This window comes from Paucibacter hankyongi (genome assembly GCF_037482915.1).
In the GTDB taxonomy this organism is placed as follows: domain Bacteria; phylum Pseudomonadota; class Gammaproteobacteria; order Burkholderiales; family Burkholderiaceae_C; genus Paucibacter_A; species Paucibacter_A hankyongi.
Genome location: NZ_JBBHJX010000008.1, coordinates 74231 through 92142, shown reverse-complemented (window position 1 = coordinate 92142; position 17912 = coordinate 74231). Strand labels below are relative to the sequence as shown.

At 65.1% G+C, this 17912-nt stretch carries 15 protein-coding genes; 10 read left to right on the top strand and 5 right to left on the bottom strand.

Going from position 1 to position 17912, the window contains the following annotated elements:
• The first annotated feature begins 181 nt into the window (after positions 1–181).
• Positions 182–2080, top strand: coding sequence for an oligoendopeptidase F (gene pepF, locus WG899_RS13425; RefSeq protein WP_339596160.1), 1899 nt, complete (start codon positions 182–184; stop codon positions 2078–2080).
• 194 nt (positions 2081–2274) lie between these two features.
• Positions 2275–4344, top strand: a complete 2070-nt coding sequence (locus tag WG899_RS13420) for an ATP-binding protein (RefSeq protein ID WP_339596159.1) — start codon at positions 2275–2277, stop codon at positions 4342–4344.
• 75 nt (positions 4345–4419) lie between these two features.
• Here the strand turns inward: WG899_RS13420 and WG899_RS13415 are convergent, their stop codons facing one another.
• The 3 genes from WG899_RS13415 to WG899_RS13405 all read right to left on the bottom strand — a co-directional run bounded on the left by WG899_RS13415 (position 4420) and on the right by WG899_RS13405 (position 7076).
• On the bottom strand, positions 4420–5181 hold the full coding sequence (locus tag WG899_RS13415) for a phytochelatin synthase family protein (protein WP_339596158.1): 762 nt from the start codon (positions 5179–5181) through the stop codon (positions 4420–4422).
• Between the two features lie 68 nt (positions 5182–5249).
• Positions 5250–6206 carry an aldo/keto reductase gene (locus WG899_RS13410; protein ID WP_339596157.1) on the bottom strand — a complete coding sequence of 319 codons (957 nt, stop codon included), beginning with the start codon at positions 6204–6206 and terminating at the stop codon, positions 5250–5252.
• A gap of 81 nt (positions 6207–6287) precedes the next feature.
• Complete coding sequence (locus WG899_RS13405; RefSeq protein WP_339596156.1) at positions 6288–7076, bottom strand: hypothetical protein; 789 nt, start codon at positions 7074–7076, stop codon at positions 6288–6290.
• 299 nt (positions 7077–7375) lie between these two features.
• Between WG899_RS13405 and WG899_RS13400 the strand changes: the two genes are divergently transcribed.
• The 6 genes from WG899_RS13400 to WG899_RS13375 all read left to right on the top strand — a co-directional run bounded on the left by WG899_RS13400 (position 7376) and on the right by WG899_RS13375 (position 14548).
• The gene (locus WG899_RS13400; RefSeq protein ID WP_339596155.1) at positions 7376–8413 is read left to right on the top strand and encodes a recombinase RecA; all 1038 of its coding nucleotides are present in this window, start codon (positions 7376–7378) and stop codon (positions 8411–8413) included.
• Positions 8370–9788: a Y-family DNA polymerase gene (locus WG899_RS13395; protein ID WP_339596154.1), complete on the top strand. Its 1419-nt coding sequence runs from the start codon at positions 8370–8372 to the stop codon at positions 9786–9788. The genes WG899_RS13400 and WG899_RS13395 overlap by 44 nt, the downstream gene beginning before the upstream one ends.
• A complete protein-coding gene (locus WG899_RS13390; protein WP_339596153.1) occupies positions 9788–12961 on the top strand; it encodes an error-prone DNA polymerase in 3174 nt (1057 codons plus the stop codon). The genes WG899_RS13395 and WG899_RS13390 overlap by 1 nt, the downstream gene beginning before the upstream one ends.
• A 198-nt stretch (positions 12962–13159) precedes the next feature.
• Positions 13160–13615, top strand: coding sequence for a TerB family tellurite resistance protein (locus WG899_RS13385; RefSeq protein ID WP_339596152.1), 456 nt, complete (start codon positions 13160–13162; stop codon positions 13613–13615).
• Between the two features lie 48 nt (positions 13616–13663).
• Positions 13664–14038, top strand: a complete 375-nt coding sequence (locus WG899_RS13380; protein WP_339596151.1) for a hypothetical protein — start codon at positions 13664–13666, stop codon at positions 14036–14038.
• Positions 14039–14077: 39 nt separating this feature from the next.
• Entirely contained in the window at positions 14078–14548 is a 471-nt protein-coding gene (locus WG899_RS13375) for a CopD family protein (RefSeq protein WP_339596150.1), read from the top strand.
• Positions 14549–14717: 169 nt separating this feature from the next.
• Here WG899_RS13375 and WG899_RS13370 read toward each other — a convergent pair whose 3' ends face one another.
• Positions 14718–15683 (bottom strand): helix-turn-helix domain-containing protein, encoded by a 966-nt coding sequence (locus tag WG899_RS13370; protein WP_339596149.1) that lies wholly within the window; start codon positions 15681–15683, stop codon positions 14718–14720.
• 139 nt (positions 15684–15822) lie between these two features.
• Between WG899_RS13370 and WG899_RS13365 the strand changes: the two genes are divergently transcribed.
• The gene (locus WG899_RS13365) at positions 15823–16350 is read left to right on the top strand and encodes a cysteine hydrolase family protein (RefSeq protein WP_339596148.1); all 528 of its coding nucleotides are present in this window, start codon (positions 15823–15825) and stop codon (positions 16348–16350) included.
• Positions 16351–16609: 259 nt separating this feature from the next.
• The gene (locus tag WG899_RS13360) at positions 16610–17086 is read left to right on the top strand and encodes a hypothetical protein (protein ID WP_339596147.1); all 477 of its coding nucleotides are present in this window, start codon (positions 16610–16612) and stop codon (positions 17084–17086) included.
• An 84-nt stretch (positions 17087–17170) separates the two neighbouring features.
• Here the strand turns inward: WG899_RS13360 and WG899_RS13355 are convergent, their stop codons facing one another.
• Positions 17171–17764 (bottom strand): Hcp family type VI secretion system effector, encoded by a 594-nt coding sequence (locus WG899_RS13355; RefSeq protein ID WP_339596146.1) that lies wholly within the window; start codon positions 17762–17764, stop codon positions 17171–17173.
• Between the last annotated feature and the right edge of the window lie 148 nt (positions 17765–17912).

The following is a 17912-nucleotide window of genomic DNA, read 5'->3' as shown; positions in this document are numbered from 1 at the left end:
ATGCTCTGGGCGCTCTGGACGCTCGAGACCGAGGCAGCATGACCAACGGTCACGCCCCGCAGACACGGCACAATCGCTGGCCCCTGACGGATCCCGAAATTCTCGGGACAAGCTCAAAACACGCTCAGAAACCCAGACCCCTGGGCCACAGACCCAAAAGCCACAAGCGACGAGACTGCCGATGAAACCCACCGCGATTGCCCTTGCTGCAGCGTTGACGCTGCTGATCAACTCTGGCGCGAATGCCGCCAGTGCCGCCAATGCCGCTCCCACATCGGCCGCTACGGCCGCGACGGCCGCACCCAGTTCACAAATCTGGGACCTGAGCCGGCTCTATGCCAGCGAACAGCAATGGGACGCCGAGCGTCAGGCCCTGCTGGCCGACTTCGCCAAGGTCAAGGCGGTGCAAGGCACGCTGGGCAACAGCTCAAAGGCCATGCTGGACGGTCTGGACCTGCTCTCCCACATGCAGCGACGCCTGGCCCGTCTGCACTCCTACGCCAGCATGAAGGCGGATGAGAACACCCAGCTGACCGAGCACCAGTCGCGCCGCCAAATGGCCGACTCCACCTACAACCAGTTCGGCGAGGCCAGCTCCTTTGTGAACGCTGAAGTCGCCGCCATCGGCCGCGCCAAGGTTGAGGCCTTCATTGCCGCCGAGCCGGGCCTGGCCAAGCACCGCCAGTCGCTGCAGACCATGTTGCGCATGGCCGAGCACACCCTCAGCCCCAAGGAAGAAGCGCTGCTGGCCGCCTCCAGCGAAGCAATGCAACAACCCGGCCAGATCTACAACCTGCTGACCAATGCCGACCTGCCCTGGCCCAAGCTGAAGATTCGCGGCAAGACCGTGGTGCTGGACCAAGAGCAGTACGTGGCCTATCGCTCCGACCCAGATGCCAAGGTGCGCAAGCAGGTCTTCGATGCCTTCTGGCCGGTCTACAAGTCTTATGAGCGCACCCTGGGCGCCATCTATGCCGCCAATCTGCGCGGCACCGTCTTCAATGCCAAGGCCCGCAACTACCCCTCCAGCGTGGCGATGGCGCAGGCCGAGTACAACATTCCTGAAGCCGTCTACCGCACCCTGGTGCAAGAAGCCAATGCCGGCCTGCCGGCCCTGCATCGCTACCTCCAGTTGCGCAGCAAGGTGCTGAAGCTCAAACAAGCCGGCTACCAGGACATGTATGTGCCGCTGGCCAAACCCTCGGGCCAATACAGCCAGGCCGAGGCCGAGGCGCTGACGCTGGCCGCGCTGAAGCCGCTGGGCGAGGACTACACCCGCCAGCTGGGCGCCGCCTTCAAGCAGAACTGGATGCACTCGCTGCCGCAGCGCGGCAAGCGCTCGGGCGCCTATATGAACGGCTCGGCCTACGATGTGCACCCCTATCTCTTGATGAGCTACAACGGCGACTACAACAGCGTCTCGACGCTGGCGCACGAGTGGGGCCATGCGATGCACACGGTGTACTCGAACTCGCAGCCCTTCGAGACCTCGGGCTACGCCACCTTCATCGCCGAGATCCCGTCCACCGCCAATGAGCTGCTGCTGGCCGACTACATGGTGGAAAACGCCAAGACCCGCGATGAGAAGATCTTTGCGCTGAGCCAGCAGCTCGAGAACCTGCGCTCCACCTTCTTCCGCCAAGCCATGTTTGCCGAGTTCGAACTGGCCTCGCATGAAGCCGCCGAAAAGGGTGAACCCATCACCGGCGAGGGCCTGAGCAAGATCTATCTGGACCTGCTCAAGCGCTACCACGGTGACGCCCAAGGCGTGGTGAAAATCGATGAGCTCTACGGCATCGAGTGGGCCTACATCCCGCACTTCTACCGCGACTTCTACGTTTACCAATACGCCACCTGCGTCAGCGCCGCGGCCTTCTTCGCCGAAGGCATCGCCAAGGGCGACACCGATCTGCGCGAGCGTTATTTCGCCATGCTCAAGGCGGGCAACTCGGCCGACCCCTACCCGCTGACCCGCGCCGCCGGCCTGGACCTGGCCTCGCCCGAACCCTACCGCGCCCTGGTGCGGCGCATGAACCGGGCGATGGATCAGCTCGAAAGTTTGCTGGCGGCCAAGCACTGAGCCTAGCCGCGGGCGGGGCGACATCCGCCCCCGCTCAGCTGGGTCACGTGGGGACCTGACAAGCCCTCGCAGGGCCCTGCGCGGCCCTTTATTTCGCAGCGCTCGGACTGCTGCTATCCTGCAAGACAGGGCGGACCTGCGACCCATCCAGATCGCATCAAGCGACAGCTCGCATTGCCGTTTTCTGTACCCGCATGGAACATCAGACCGACCCGACCGCTGCGCCCTTGTCTGCGGACCAAGCCCCCGGCTTCGAGGCTCTATTCGAGCGCCTGGATGCTGAGCTGGACAGCGGCCGGAGCGAGCAGGCGCAGGCCACGATCCAGGCCTTGCGGCAAAGCCCTTTGATCAATCCGGGCGACGGGATCCGGCTGGAAGCCCGCGAGTTGCGCCAAAAGCTGACGCAAGGCATCTCGCAAGAAATGGTCGACCAGGCCTTCGCGCTGATCGACCGGGCCGAGCAACTCTACGAGCAAGAGCAGCAGCGCCGCCCGCTGGCCGACGCGCTGATTTGCCTGGCACGCTTTCAAAGCAAGTCGCACCTGAGCGCCCTGGCGCTGGCCTCACTGGGCCGGGCGGAAACGCTCTACGACGCACTGCAGGACGAAGCAAATCTGTTCCGCTGCCTCAATCTGGCGGCCAAGATCCTGCACGACGCCGAGATGTACCAGGAGGTGGTGAACCGGCTCGAACCCTGGGCCCATGATGCGCAGCGACTGGCCGGCCTGAGCCTGGAGCAGCGCTACAGCCTGCTGGTCAATCTGGCGGCTGCCTATTCCTTTTTGGACCGCCCCGCAGACGCCACCTACTGGCAAGAGATTCTGTACGCGGAAGCCTTGACGCTGGACCAACCCGCCCGACTCTTTCGCGATGCGGTCAACCTGGCCAATCAACGCCTGTGGACCGGTCATCTGGACGAAGCGCGACGCCTCTTGGCGGTGGCCGAGGCCACGCACAGCGCCCACCCAATCAACCGAGAACAGCAGACTTTTCTGGCGCAAAACCGCGCGCTGATTGCCTGGAAGGCAGGACAGCACGCCGACGCGATTGCGCTGTTCCACAAGGCCCGCGACCTAGCTCGCAGCCAGTCACAATGGCCGATCCTGGGCCGCGCCCTGCGCCGTCGCGCCGAATGTGCGGAAGAGGCCGGCATGTGGGAGGAAGCGCTGGCCGCCCGCAAGGAACAACTGGAGCTGAACCAGTCGCAGCTGCGCGCCATGCGCATCAACAGCAGCAACAGCATGCTGGGCATGATGGACCATGCCCGCACCCAGGCCCAAAACGAATACCTGCGCAAGCATGGCAATCAACTGGAGCTAGAGCTGGCCGAGCGCAATCGCCAACTGAACGCCAGCCTGCTGCGGCTGCAAGGCGAGATCGAGGTGCGCCGTCAAGCCGAGGCCGATCTGCAGGAGGCCCGCGATGTGCTGGAACTCAAGGTCGATGAACGCAGTCGCGAACTGGAGCACGCCATGCGCCTGCTGCTGGAGCGCGACAAGCAGCTGGCCCTGGGCCATCTGGTCGCCGGCGTGGCGCATGAGCTGAACACCCCCTTGGGCAATGCCCTGCTGGCCACCAGCACCATGAGCGACAGCCTGCAAGCGAATCGCCGCGCCTTTGAAGAAAATCGCCTGCGCCGCCAGGACCTGGCACAGCTGCACGAGGAGCTGGGCCATGGGCTGGACATCGCCTGCCGCAGCCTGTCCAGGGCGGCCGATCTGGTGGGCCGTTTCAAGGCCCTGGCGATCGAGCAGTCGAGCGCTCAGGTGCTGGAATTCAAGCCTCAGCAGGTGATCGAAAACACCTTGGCGGTGATGGCGCCGATGCTGCGTGCGCAGCTGATCGAGGTGGACTGCAGCGCGGCCCGTGAGGTGATACTGCGCAGCGACCCCGGTGCGCTGGGACAGGTGTTGGCCCAGTTGATCGAGAACGCGCTGCTGCACGGCTTTGGGCCAGGCTTTGAGCCCCTCGTCGAAGGCCGGCCGCGGACCCGCCAATTGAAGATCTCAGGCACCGTGCATCAGCAACGTTATGTGCTGGGCGTGGAAGACAATGGCTGCGGCATCGATGCCGAACAGTTGGCGCGTGTTTTCGACCCATTTTTCACCACCCGCCTCGGCCAAGGATCTTCGGGCCTGGGCTTGCACTTGGCCTATCGCCTGGTGACGCAAAGCCTGAAGGGTCAGATACAACTGCACAGCACCGCGGGCGCTGGATGCCGGGTCGAACTGACTCTGCCGCTGGACATCCAAAGCGCCGGCTGAGACTGGCTGAAGCCGACTGAAGCCGACTGAAGCCGGCTTCGTCAAAGCGTAAAGCCGGCCGCTGAACTCAGACGGCTAAACCGTCGGTGGTGTCAGGCATTGCCCGGCGCCCACGGCATGCAGGCGACTCAGCAGTTGCTCCAAGCCCTCGGGTCGGGCCACGATCTCACCGGCACGCTCCATCAATAAATAGCCGCGCGGCTGAGCGGTCGAGGCGTCGAGCCCCTGCATAGCCGCCCACAAGCGATTCACGGGCACCCAGTGCGGCGGATATTTGAAGCGCGCCACATCGAGGATCAAAACCTGGTCGCTGGCCTGATGCCAAGCCGCCAGCGGCGAAAAATGCCCTGAACCGGTCTGCCCCAGCGGAGCCCGGTCGTAATTGGCCACGATGAACGGCCCCGCCGGCGCCCGCACCGAGGCCAGCAGCGCTGCGCGAAAGGCAGCCAAGCCGTCCGACTCGGCATGCACCATCTGCACCCGGGCACCATTGCACTCCGCCAAGCAGGCCACCTCGGGCAAGGTCAGGCCCTCGGCCGCAGCCAACTCCAAGGACTTGCAGCAGATCAGTAACTCCTCACCGAAGAAACGCCAGGGGCCCTTCCAGACCCGGCCGGGGTCAATCTCCAACGCGTTCAACACCGTCACCAAGGTGCCGATGCCGCACCAGGCCGGCTCGGCCTGGGTGTGCAGGTGCGCCACCAAGGGATAGAAGGCCTCGGCATCACCGGCCATCAAGGCCTGGCGCAGCAGCACACACCCCTGCGCCGAGGCAAAGGCGACGAGATCATCCGGCAAGGGGCGCCGATGAAAGGAGGCGTTCTGGCTGGGGCTCATGAGGGCATTATTCCGGAGCGTAGGAGGCGGTCTTGTCCGTCCGATCCATCACCGACTCGCCCCTCGGCTCAAGGCAGTTCGCGCCCGCGGGCCGAAACATAGAGCCGGTACCAGTTCTCGCGGCTCAGCGCCAACTGATGCGCCTCGGCGCACGCACGGATGCGGGCCGGATCACTGCTGCCGATGACCGCGGTGATGCCAGCCGGATGGCGCAGCAACCATGCCAACACCAGCGCCTCGCGGGACACCCCCAGTTGTTCGGCCATTTCACACACCAGCCGGGCCGTGGCCTGCACCGCGGGCGGTGCATCGGCCGGGGCGGCGCCGCTGTAAAGGCCGCGCGCCAAAGCGCCCCAAGCTTGCAGCTCCACCCCTTCGCGCCGGCAGAAGTCCAGCGTATCACCCCATGCCGAGGCGGCCGGCAAGGCCTGTTCATCATTAAAGCAAGTGCCGGACTCCAGCCAATCACGCTTGAGCAGACTCATCTCCAACTGATTGGCCGCCAAAGGTTCACCGATCGCCGCGCTCAGCATGCGCATCTGCGCCGCATGCATATTCGACACACCCAGCCGGCCCACCTTGCCGGCGGTCTTCAGACGTAACCAGGCCTCGGCCAGTTCCGCCACATCCAAGAGCGGGTCCGGCCGGTGCAGCATCAGCAGTTCGAGATGCTCGGTATGCAGGCGCCTCAGGCTGGCATCGACGCTGGCGAGAATGTGGGCCGCAGACAAGTCATAACGCTTGGGGCCAGCGTCATCTGTAAAACGGATGGCGCATTTGCTCTGCAGCTGCAGGCGTGCACGCAAGGAGGGCTGGCGTTTGAACAACTCACCAAAACACTGCTCGGCCTTGCCCAAGGTGTAGATATCGGCATGGTCAAAGCGTGTGATGCCGACGGCCAGCGCCGCCTCCAGCGCGGCCTGCGCTTTGGCGATATCGGCCTCGCGCACAGGTGCGGCGTCCCAGCCGCCGCCCAGGCCCATACAACCGAGGATGAGTCGCTTCTTGTGATCGGATTCAGACATGGCGGCGCTTCGCAAACGATGAAAGCGGCATGCTAAACCAGGGCCGCGCCGACCGGGCACCGCGTGCCTGCCCCATCCGGGCTAGGTCTGGGTATGCCCTTGGCTGCTCGAGGACGAACTCGCGGACGAGCGCGAACTGGATCTAGAGCTGGAGCTGGAGCGGCGGCGGGTTCGCGCTTCGCCCCGCATTGAATCTCGCGCTTGGGCTCGCAGGGCCTGGGTCTTCAACTGCCGCGTGGACTGAGAGCGCATCATCCATCGGGTGGCATGGAAGAGCACGAAACACACACCGACGCCAATCGCCCAAGGCGTGAGTTCGTCGATCAACTGGCTCAGCATCACAGAGACGCGGATCTCGTCCAGCCTGCGCTCGGCCTCCGTTCTTGGCCGATCCCGATAGCCGCCATAGGGATTCGTTTGCCCCTCTTCGATACGCCGCCGCAGCTGGGCCAACTCGGCCGCCTGCTCGGCCTGATCGCTCACCAAGCCGCCAGCGATCTGGCGGATCTCGGCGCGAGCGCCCTGCAAGACATTCTTGATATCGGAGGCAATCTCCAACTCTTTCACGGCGCTGCGAAACAAATCCGGCTCGGCGGCATGAGAAAGCTGCGCATTGGAGAACTGGCTTTGCTGCGTCGAGGCCTGGGCAGAGGCCAAGGTCGAGTCCAACGCAGCAGGGCCTTGCGCATGCTGAGCCAAATCGGTCAGCAAGCCATTCATCGGCGCCACCGAGGCCGCTTCATCCAGGCTTTGCAACTTGGCCGACAACTGGATTCGGGCCGAGTTCGGCGCCTCCTGATGCGGCTGAGCAGTCGCGCTCAACGGCGCCAGCACGCCCTGATCGTGGCCGGAGGCATAAAGCACAGGCATGGCCCAGGCAGACGAGCCCGCAACCAAGCACGCCAGCCAGAGCAGCCCTTGAGGCCCGTTTTTATTCGTCATTCTGCCGATCTGCGCCACCACTCAGAAATCGCGGTCGGCCCCATTCTAAGGGGAGGCGCGAGCCCTCGCAGCCCTCAGGCACGGGGGATCAAGGCCGCGCAGCCGCGACCCTCCAGGCGATTCAAGCAAACCCAGCGAGCAACGAACGACGCCCCTCGGCGTCCGAGCAATTCGCTTGCAAGAATTTGCCTCGGCCATATACTGTATAAAAATACAGTTAACCACCTATGTTCAGCCCCAACACCTGCCCAGCGCCAGCCGCGGCCGGCGCCAGCAAGGCGGCCGCCAAACTGGCTACAGCCAGCGCTGACGCCCAGGCGGCCCTCCCCCCCTCGCCCGAGGCGTCGGTCGAATCGCGCCTGGATGCGCGGCTGCAAGCCCATATCTGGCGCGCCAGCAGTCTGGGTGCGAGCCAACTTGCCAGCCCGGCATCCGCCGTCAGCAGTGGCTTTGCGGCGCTGGATGCCGAGCTGCCCGGCGGCGGCTGGCCGATCCAGGGCCTGAGTGAAATTCTCTGCGACAGCGCGGCCACGCTGGAATGGCGGCTGCTGGCCCCAGCGCTGCGCTTGCTGCTGGCCGAACCGACGGTCACAGGCTCGAGCCCCGCAAGCGCTGCGCAAGCCAAGCGCCGCAGCAAACCCCGCGTGCCGATGCCTGGGTCCCGCGCCGGCCGTTCGCCGGCAGCGCGGCATGCCTCACACCCACTGTTGCTGATCAATCCGCCGCTTGCCCCGCATCTGCCCGGCCTGCAGCGCTACCACCTGCCGGCCCAGCGCCTGATCTGGTTGGCCCCGGAAACACCGGCCCAACAGCTCTGGGCCCTGGAGCAAGCCATCAAGGCGAACGCCACCGCGGCCATCCTGGCCTGGTTGCCACAGGTACGGCCCGAGCAGATCCGCCGCCTGCAAAGCTGCGCCCAGGCTATGCAGGCGCCGATCTTTCTGTTCCGACCGCTGGCTGTGGCCGCGCAGTCCTCGGCAGCCCCCTTGCGGGTTGGCCTCAGCCCAGGGCCGGATTGGAAGCTGCAGCTGAGCATCCTCAAGCGCCGCGGGCCCCTGCATGAAGGGGTCTTGCATTTGCCCGCCATGCCGGCCGATCTGGGCCGAGTGCTGACCCCGCGCATGCTGAACCTGGCCCAGCAGTCGCGCCCGGCCGCGCAGCGCCCCACCGCGATACCAGTGCCGGCTACGGCGCCGATGCGTTCCACCGCGGAGGCCCGCCATGCATTGGCTCGCCCTGCTCTGCCCGCCCGCAGCCCCGGATGAAGCCCTGGGCTGGACCGCCGCCCCCGAACAGGCTCAGCAGACGCTGGCTTGGTGGGCGCTGCAGTTCACGCCCAAGGTGGCACGACTGGAAGACGCCGTCGTGCTGGAGGTGGGCGCCAGCCTGCGCCTGTTTGGCGGCGCGACCGCCCTGCACCGGCGCATCCGTCGCGAAGCAGCTCGGGCCGGGCTGACGCTGGCAGCGATGGCCTGGGGGCCCAGCAGTTTGGCGGCGCTGGCCCTGGCAAGAGCACAAAGCGGCGACGGCATGGGCGCTCCGCTGAACCCCACATCAAGCCTCGCCATAAGCCCCGCACTGGACGCACTACCGCTGCATTGCCTGAGTGCCGTGCAGGCCCATGCCGCCATGCTGGCCCGGCTGGGCTGCCGCACGCTCGGCGATGTGCGACGACTACCGCGCGCCGGCCTGTCGCGGCGTTTTGGGCCTGCGCCCTTGCAAGCACTGGACCAAGCCCATGGTCTGCTGCCCGAGGTGCATGTCTGGCTGCAGGCGCCGGCGCAGTTCCAGGCCCGGCTGGAACTGCCGCACCGGGTCGAGAACGCCCTGCTCTTGCTGCACTATGCCGAACACCTGCTGCGCCAACTCTGCGCTTGGTTGGCGGCCCGCCATGCCGGCATCCAGGAGCTGCGCCTGCATTGGGAGCATGACGCGATGCGCGCCCGCGGTGTCGGCAGCGGCGGCAGCCTGAGCTTGCACACGGCCTGCACCACGCGCGACTTCGGCCATCTCTCACGCCTGCTGCGCGAACATCTGGCGCTGCAAACCCTGGCCGCGCCGGCCGGCGAGATCAGCCTGCAGGCGGGCGAGGTGCTGCCGATGGAGGAGCTCAGCGCCAGCCTGCTGCCGGCCGCCCCCGAGCAGGCCCATGAACCGCTGCCGCAATTGCTGGAACGGCTCTCGGTACGCCTGGGCGCCGATCGGGTGCGCTGCGGACGGCTCCAGGAGGATCACCGGCTCGAGGCCATGCAGCATTGGCAGGCCTGGAGCGCGGACGACCCCTCCGCACAAGTGCAGCCGGCTCGCCCAGCGCGGCCGACGCAAGCCATACGCGCGGCCACCTACCCACAACCCAGCTGGCTGCTCGAGCCCCCGCTGCGCCTGGCCGTGCACCAAGACCAACCGCAATACCAGCAGGCGCCGCTGTTGCTGCTGGCCGGGCCGCAGCGCATCGAAGGCGGCTGGTGGCAGACCTTGGAGGCGCGCGCCGCGACCGCCCCGTCCCGATCGGCCGAGACCGCTCATGTGCAGCGCGATTATTTTCTAGCCCTGAGCGCCGGCCACATCGTGCTGTGGGTGTTTCAGCAGCGCCTGTCCGAGGCCGAACATGGCTGGTTTTTGCACGGGGTGTTCGCCTGATGAGCGGCCGGATCAGCCCATTCTCGAACCGCTATGCCGAGCTGCACTGCTTGAGCAACTATTCCTTTCTGCGCGGCGCCTCGACGCCGGCCGAGCTGGTCGACCGCGCCCACGAACTCGGTTACAGCGCCCTGGCCCTGACCGATGAATGCTCGCTGGCCGGCGTGGTGCGCGCCCATGTGGCGGCCAAGGCCTGCGGCTTGAAGCTCATCATCGGAGCCGAATTCAGTGTGCTGGGCGAGCCAGAGCCCGAAACCGAGCAGCCCCTGTTCAAGCTGCTGGTGCTGACGCCAAATCTGCGCGGCTACAGCCAGCTCTGCCAGTTCATCACCGAGCTACGCCGCGCGGCCGACAAAGGCAGCTACTGCCTGCGCTTCTCGGCCCTGCGCGCCGAGGCGCTGAGCGAATGCCTGATGGTGCTGCTGCCGCCCCGACACGCAGCGCTGAGCGACACAGAAGACGCCTTGCTGACACCGGCACGCTGGCTGCTGCGTCACTGCCCCGGCCGCGCCTGGATCGGCGTGACCTTGTTGCGTGAACTGAGCGACGAGATGTGGCTGCTGCGCATGCGCCAACTCTCCGAGCAGACGGCCCTGCCGCTGCTGGCCTGCGGCGATGTGCAGATGCACCGGCGCTCGCGCAAGCCGCTGCAGGATGTGATGACGGCCACCCGGCTGAACCGCCCGATTGCCGACTGCGGCATCGATCTGCAAGCCAATGCCGAGCAGCACCTGCGCAGCCGCCTGCGTCTGGCCCAGCTGTACCCGCCCGATCTGCTTGAACAGACCCTGCGGGTGGCCGAACGCTGCCAGTTCTCGCTCGACGAGATCCGCTACCAATACCCCAGCGAGGTGATCCCGGCCGGCAGCACGCCGGCCCGCCACCTGCGCCAGCTGACCGAGGCCGGCGCGGCAAAACGCTGGCCCGGCGGTCTAACCGACAAATTGCGCGCACAAATCGAGCATGAGCTGAGCCTGATCCATGAGCTGGGCTACGAGCATTACTTCCTCACCGTGGCCGATATCGTGGCCTTTGCGCGCAGCCAAAAAATCCTCTGCCAGGGGCGCGGCTCGGCCGCCAACAGCATCGTCTGTTTCTGTCTCTTCATCACCGAGGTCGACCCGGCTCGCAGCGCCATGCTGTTCGAGCGCTTCATCAGCCGCGAACGCAATGAACCGCCCGATATCGATGTGGACTTCGAACACGAGCGGCGCGAAGAGGTGATCCAGTACCTGTACCGCAAATACGGTCGCGAACGCGCGGCGCTGACCGCCGTGATCATCAGCTACCGGCCGCGCAGCGCGATCCGCGACGTCGGCCGCGCGCTGAGCATGGACGAGGCCTTGGTCGAAAAGCTCGCCAAAGACCACAGCGGCTGGAGCGAAGAAGTGCTGCCCGATGAGCGATTGCAGCAGTTGCTGGACGAGCTGGGCCTGGACGCCGGCAATATCAAGATCCGCCAGCTGGTGCGCCTGGCCCGCCAGCTGATGGGCATGCCGCGCCACCTCAGCCAGCATCCGGGCGGCTTTGTGCTGACCGAAGGGCCGCTCTCGCATCTGGTGCCGATCGAGAACGCGGCCATGGCGGACCGCACCGTCATCCAGTGGGACAAGGACGATATCGACGCGCTGGGCCTGATGAAGGTCGATGTGCTGGCCCTGGGCATGCTGAGCGCGCTGAGACGCAGCTTTGAGCTGATCTCGACGCTGCGCGGCCGATCCTTCGGCATCGCCGACGTACCCGAAGGCGACGTGCCCACCTACGACATGATTTGCCAGGCCGACACGGTGGGCGTGTTCCAGATCGAATCGCGCGCGCAGATGTCGATGCTGCCGCGCCTGCGCCCACGCCGCTTTTACGACCTGGTGATCGAGGTGGCGCTGGTGCGGCCGGGGCCAATTGCCGGCGGCATGGTCCACCCTTATTTGAAAAACCGCGCACTGCCGCCCGAGCAGATCAAATACCCCAAAGACGAGCTGCGCGCCGCGCTCGAGCGCACCTGTGGCATCCCGATCTTTCAGGAGCAGGTGATGCAGGTGGCGATGATCGCGGCCGGCTTCTCCGCTGGCGAGGCCGACCAGCTGCGTCGCGCCATGGCGGCCTGGAAGCGCCCCGGCGACCTGGCCCGCTTTCACGAAAAAATCCTCAGCGGCATGCGCGAGCGCGGCTACCAAGACGAGTTCGCCGAGGCCATCTTTCGCCAGATCAAAGGCTTTGCCTCTTACGGCTTCCCAGAATCGCACGCGGCCAGCTTTGCCTTGCTGACCTATGTCTCTAGCTGGGTCAAGTGCCACGAGCCAGCGGTCTTTTTGTGCGCTTTACTGAATTCGCAGCCGCTGGGCTTTTACACGCCCAGCCAACTGGTGCAGGACGCGCGCCGCCACCACATCGAAGTGCGCGCCGTCGATGTCAACGAAAGCACGGCCCTGAGCCGTCTGGAATTGCGTGCCGGCCGCGAGCAGCCCGCCGTGCGCCTGGGCCTGCATTTGATCTCGGGCCTAAGTTCGGCGGCGGCCGCGCGCATCGAGGCGGCCCGGCGCCAAGGCCCGGCGTTCCGAGAAACGCAAGACCTGGCCCTGCGCGCCAGCCTCGACCAACAAGACCTGCAGCAACTGGCCGCTGCCGATGCGCTGATGTCACTGGCCGGCCAGCGTCGCCAGCAGGTCTGGCAGGCCTCGGCCCTGCGCACCCAGCCCAAGCTCTTGCAAAGCGCCTTCAGCGCGGAGGCCGATCTCGATCTACCCGAAGCCCCGGAAGGCGAAGAAGTCGTCTGGGACTACGCCTCGCTGGGCCTGACCCTGCGCAGCCACCCTCTGCAGCTGCTGCGCCCAAGGCTGGCGCGCCTAGGACTGAAAAGCGCCGAACAAATGCAAGACTGGCCGAATGGCAAGCGCGCCCATGTCTGCGGCATCGTCACCGTGCGGCAACGGCCGCAAACCGCCAAGGGCGTGCTCTTCATCAGCCTGGAAGACGAAAGCGGCAGCGTACAGGTGATCGTCTGGCCCGATGTCTACGCCGAACACCGCCGCACCGTGTTGGCCGCCAAGCTCTTAGCGGCGCATGGCATCTGGCAGTTCGAGAACGGGGTTCGCCACCTGATCGCTCGCAGCTTTGATGACCTGACGCCGCTGCTGGGGCGACTGGGCCTAGAGAAGAGTCGCGACTTCCGCTGAGCCGCTCCCAAGCCTGGGCCAAGCTCAAGCGCATGGTGCTGCTATTGCCTCCAAGTCCTTCTGAATACTCTGCTTTTTCAGAAGTAAAAATCAATGAAACCAATGTTTTTTATTTGGCCATCGAACTCATACTCCAAACCTCGTCGAACTGATCAAGCCCGCCCGCCACTCCTCAGACCTTCAACAAGGACACCCACCATGCGCTCCTATCCCCGCAACAGCCCCGAAGCCGCCGCTCGCATCGTCAGCCTGGTCCTGATTGCTGATGGCAATGCCAGCCGTGCGGAGTTTGAAGCCCTGGATCAACTGGATGCCGCCAAAGAGCTCGGTCTGCTCGCCGAAGGCTTAACGCCCATCGTGCGCACCCTCTGTGAAGACCTGCTGATGAGCGCTTATGGCTCAGCCTCCATGATGTCCAGCATCGACGAACCCAGCTTGGCCGCGCTGATGGCCGAAGTGGATGAACCGCAGTTGCAGCGCAAGGTGCTGCGCTTGGCCTTGGCGGCAGCCTCGGCCGACGCCCATCTCGCCGATGGCGAAGCGCTGGTGCTGGAGGCCGCCTACCGCCACTGGCAGCTCAATGCCGAGACGAACAGCCAGCCACCCATGATCCCGGCGCCGAACGCCCGAACGCCCCAGCCTCATGCGGCCTGAGGCCAGCCGCCCATCACTTTCACAACAGCGCCTTAAACACTCGCCCTCATGTTCTACGCACTCAGTTGGTTTGCCGTACTCAGCCTCATCGCACTGTGGTCACTGACCGCCTGGGCCTTCCATGCGCTGAGCCAGTGGGGGGCCGCCAACACCGGCGGCTTGGCGGGCGCGACAGCACCGCTGCAAGAAATTCTTGGGCCCTGGCTGCCGCCCGACTTGACCCAGGCACTGGCCGCCCTGCTGAGCAGCCTGCAGCCGATCTGGGAATCGCTGCTCAGCATGCTCCCCGCCTTGGCGGGCGGACTGTCCGTTCTGGTCTGGTTGGTTTGGGGCCTGGGCTGCGTACTGCTGCTGATTCTGGGCGCTATTCTTCATGCCCTCATCGCCTTGGCTAGGCGCCACACCCTCGCAGGCAAAGCCTGAACTTCCTCAGCCCCAGTCCGCACTCGCAACACCCATTCAATGATCTACGCCATTCTCAAAACGCTGCACCTCTTGGCTGTTGTTCTGTGGCTGGGTGGCATGAGCTTCAACTACTTGTTCCTGCGACCCGCCACAGCGCAACTCGACGCGCCGGCACGGGTGCGTTTGATGCATGAGGTCCTCGGGCGCTTTCTGCGCGCCACACTCTGGGCGGCCTTGCTGGTCATGGGCAGCGGCATTTGGATGTTGGGCCGGGTAGCTAGACAAGTGGTGCAATCCGGCGGCGTGTTCCAGATGCCTTTGGCTTGGACCATCATGGCCATCCTTGGCAGCCTGATGGTGGCCACCTTCCTGCACATCAAGTTCGCGCTCTTCAAAAGACTCGCGCGCAGCGCTGCGGCCGAGGACTGGGCCGCCGGCGATCAAGCCCTGGGGCAGATTCGAATCTGGCTGGCCACCAATTTGAGCTTGGGCGTGGGGGTGATGGGCGCAGCGTTGCTATTGCGTTGACCTGCCCCTCAACACATAGAGGAAAGAGTAGCGGCAGCGAGCCGAATCTTTCCCCCGCCACCAAGCATAGAAACTGCGGCTGACGAAACACCAGACCATGCGCGAGGCAGCCGGACCCTGCGGGTCGCTGAAGGTCTAGCATCCCGAATAATGATGCGCCCATAACTTGCTATTCACGCTCACCAACCCCACCACGGAAGGTCTGCCGCCAGGCGCTCGGTGAGACGCCAAAAGCAGCGCGAAAGTGCTGCCGCAGCGAGACCGCCGAACCAAAACCTGCGGCCTCGGCAATCTGCTCAATGGAGGCGCCCCCCCCTTCCAGCAGCTGCTGGCTGCGCGCCAGGCGCTCGGCCAGCAACCAGTCACCCACCGTGCTGCCGGTCATCTGACGAAAGCGCCGGGTAAAGGTGCGCCGACTCATCAACACGCGCTCGGCCAGACTATCCAAGCTGTGGGCCTGGGCCACATTGGCGCGCACATGCTCGATCACCGCCGACAAGCGCGTGTCCCGCGCACTGTGCGGCAAGGGCTGCTCAATGAACTGGGCCTGCCCGCCCTGCCGATGCGGCGGCACCACCAAGCGCCGCGCCACGCTGTTCGCTGGCGCCGCGCCGTACTGGCGACGCAGCAAATGCAGGCAGGCGTCGATGCCGGCGGCCGTGCCGGCCGAGGTCAAGATATCGCCCTCGTCGATATAGAGCACGTCCGCATCAACCCGCACACGCGGAAAGCGCGCCGCAAAGTCTTGCGCATAGGCCCAATGCGTGGTGGCGCTGCGCCCGTCCAGCAGGCCAGCTTCGGCCAGCACATAGGCGCCCAGACAAAGCCCAACCAGTTGCGCGCCACGCTTGTGGGCGCGCCGCAAGGCATCGAGCAAGGCCTGCGGCGGACGCTGCTGCGGGTCGCGCCAACTCGGCACGATGATGGTGCCGGCCCCTTTCAGCGCCTCCAGGCCGTGTGTCACGGTCAAGCCAAAACCGGCCGTCGTCATCAGCGGCCCGGGCTCGGCGGCACAGACGCGCAGGTCAAAGTGCGGCGCGTCGGGATGCGACTCACCAAACACCGCGCAAGGCACGGCCAGATGAAAAGGGCTGATCTGGTCAAAGGCCAGCACAGCAATCGAGTGGGTGGACATGGGCCGGCCTCTGCAAGGTATTGGCCCAATCTTATCGCTCGATGTCCTTCGGGCCGCTGGCCGTCAAACCCCCTGGCACCAACAATCTCGGCATGCCTTCACCCAAGCGCATACCCACTCCCTCACCGAGACACAACCGATGAACCCAACTCACAAAGCCCTGTTGCTGATCGACATTCAGATGGACTATTTCGCCGGCGGCAAATTCCCCTTGCACGACACCGAGGCCACCCTGACCCGTATCGAGCACGCCATCGGCAAGGCCCGCGCGGCCGGCATGCCCATCATCCACATCCAGCACATTGCCGACGCCAGCCGCGGCCCCTCCCCCTTCTTCAATGCCGACAGCGCCGGTGTGGCGATTCACCCCCGCATCCTGGCCGCAGCGCCCGACGCGCCCATCGTGGTCAAGCACTTTGCCGATGCCTTCGTTGGCACCACGCTGACGCAAACGCTGGCGGATCTGGGCGTGAGCGAATTGCTGGTGGCCGGCATGATGACGCAGAACTGCGTCACCCACACCGCCATCTCCAAAGCGGCCGAGTCGTATGCCAAGGTCAGCATCCTGAGTGATTGCTGCTGCACCGTCAGCGAAATGCTGCACCAGATCGCGCTCAGCGCTGTGGCCACCCGATTGGCCGTGTTGCCGGCCGACCAAGCCCTCTGATTCGAGTCCATCGGCCCGGCGACGCGACAGGCGCGAGCGGGCGTTTTCGCTCAAGCGAGAACTGCATCACGAAGCGCGCGCCCCGCCGCATCGCGGTCCGGCAACAGCCTCACAAGCAAAACGGCCAGACTGCTGCGAATGTCACGAACCGGCCCGCTGCGTCGCCGCCAAGGGCTATTCAGGGCCAGCCTCGGCTTTGAAAATTGCATCCAGTGGCCCAACAAGGCCTAGCGATTCAACACCAAACGAGGTCTTTGCCATGCTCACCCACTGCGCCAAGAAGTTGTCCCAAGGCCTGCTGATGACCGCAGCCGCGATGGCCTTCTCAACGTCGGCCTGGGCCATGCCCGAGCGCCTCAGCGATGATGAAATGCGCACCGTCAACGGCGGCCAGCAGCAAACCGCGCTGCCCAATGCCCTGAACGGCCTGCCCTCTGCCGGCCTGTTTGATCTGCTCAGCCTGGACAAGTTGAACGCTGAAAAGAGCAAGCTCTCGCCGGCCGAATTCGCCGCTGCCGTCAAGGCCGCAGGTCTCGGCAACGCCCTTCAACTGGGCTATGACGGCCAAGGCGGCAGCCAGATCACGCTGGGGTCGGGCAAGTTGAACGCGCAGTTCGGTCTGTCGGACATCGTCGCCGCCGGTGCCGGCAGCTTCAACAGCAATGCCTCGATGGGCATGATCAGCATCGGCAATCTGGACACCACCGGCACTCGCCTGCTGATGTGGCATCACTGAGCCCTGCAAATTTCGCCAAGCCCAAAACAAAAGGCCACCGTCAACAACGGTGGCCTTTTGCTTTTTAGCTGGCGCAGCGGCCGCTCAAGAGCCCTTGCCGGACATGCAGTCAAAATCAAAGACCTTGGGGGGGGAGAAGCTGCCGTCGGGCAATTGAGTCCGATAGCTGAAGTGGAACTTTTCCGCCCGCAGGCTGACGCTCTCGGTGACCCGACTGGCATCGCCCGAAGCATCCGACTGCGCGACCGAGTCGACCTGAACGCCCGCCATGTCCACGGTGTAATAGTCCACCGAACTGGAGGCCTTACCGGTGCTGCCGGCGCGGAAGCTGATGGTGGCCTTGCCCACGCGCTCACCCAACATGACGGCCTGCATCAAACGCGGGCTCGAGCTGTCGATGGTCTTGAGCACCGACACATCCCCGCAATTGACCTTGCCCATGCCTCCGCCGCCTGAGCCCAGTGTGTCAGAGCGGCTGAACCCCAACGAATAGGATTTCAGATCGATCCAGTCCTTGTGTTTGGCATCGGTCGATTCGCCCTTGATGCCATCAAGAAAAAGAAACATATCGCTGGCCGCCAGCGCCGAGCCGGCCGAGGCCAAGGCCAAACTGCCGGCCAGCAGGGGCCGCATCAAGCCCGTCGATACGCCTGTCACCACATGCTTGCTGTCTTTCATGGAACCTCCAGAAACTGCAAAAGGGGAACCCAAAGCTGCTTGGGCGTCCGATTCTGTGGCCGCACCCGCCAAACCACAAGACCCAGGTTCTAGGGCCTTGTAAAGCTGCTGAACAGCGCGTCGGTTCGCCTACCATGCCCCATCCACG

Coding starts and splice junctions, on each gene's coding strand:
- pepF (WP_339596160.1), top strand. CDS start 182: ATGAAACCCACCGCGATTGCCCTTGCTGCAGCGTTGACGCTGCTGATC.
- WG899_RS13420 (WP_339596159.1), top strand. CDS start 2,275: ATGGAACATCAGACCGACCCGACCGCTGCGCCCTTGTCTGCGGACCAA.
- WG899_RS13415 (WP_339596158.1), bottom strand. CDS start 5,181: ATGAGCCCCAGCCAGAACGCCTCCTTTCATCGGCGCCCCTTGCCGGAT.
- WG899_RS13410 (WP_339596157.1), bottom strand. CDS start 6,206: ATGTCTGAATCCGATCACAAGAAGCGACTCATCCTCGGTTGTATGGGC.
- WG899_RS13405 (WP_339596156.1), bottom strand. CDS start 7,076: ATGCCTGTGCTTTATGCCTCCGGCCACGATCAGGGCGTGCTGGCGCCG.
- WG899_RS13400 (WP_339596155.1), top strand. CDS start 7,376: ATGTTCAGCCCCAACACCTGCCCAGCGCCAGCCGCGGCCGGCGCCAGC.
- WG899_RS13395 (WP_339596154.1), top strand. CDS start 8,370: ATGCATTGGCTCGCCCTGCTCTGCCCGCCCGCAGCCCCGGATGAAGCC.
- WG899_RS13390 (WP_339596153.1), top strand. CDS start 9,788: ATGAGCGGCCGGATCAGCCCATTCTCGAACCGCTATGCCGAGCTGCAC.
- WG899_RS13385 (WP_339596152.1), top strand. CDS start 13,160: ATGCGCTCCTATCCCCGCAACAGCCCCGAAGCCGCCGCTCGCATCGTC.
- WG899_RS13380 (WP_339596151.1), top strand. CDS start 13,664: ATGTTCTACGCACTCAGTTGGTTTGCCGTACTCAGCCTCATCGCACTG.
- WG899_RS13375 (WP_339596150.1), top strand. CDS start 14,078: ATGATCTACGCCATTCTCAAAACGCTGCACCTCTTGGCTGTTGTTCTG.
- WG899_RS13370 (WP_339596149.1), bottom strand. CDS start 15,683: ATGTCCACCCACTCGATTGCTGTGCTGGCCTTTGACCAGATCAGCCCT.
- WG899_RS13365 (WP_339596148.1), top strand. CDS start 15,823: ATGAACCCAACTCACAAAGCCCTGTTGCTGATCGACATTCAGATGGAC.
- WG899_RS13360 (WP_339596147.1), top strand. CDS start 16,610: ATGCTCACCCACTGCGCCAAGAAGTTGTCCCAAGGCCTGCTGATGACC.
- WG899_RS13355 (WP_339596146.1), bottom strand. CDS start 17,764: ATGAAAGACAGCAAGCATGTGGTGACAGGCGTATCGACGGGCTTGATG.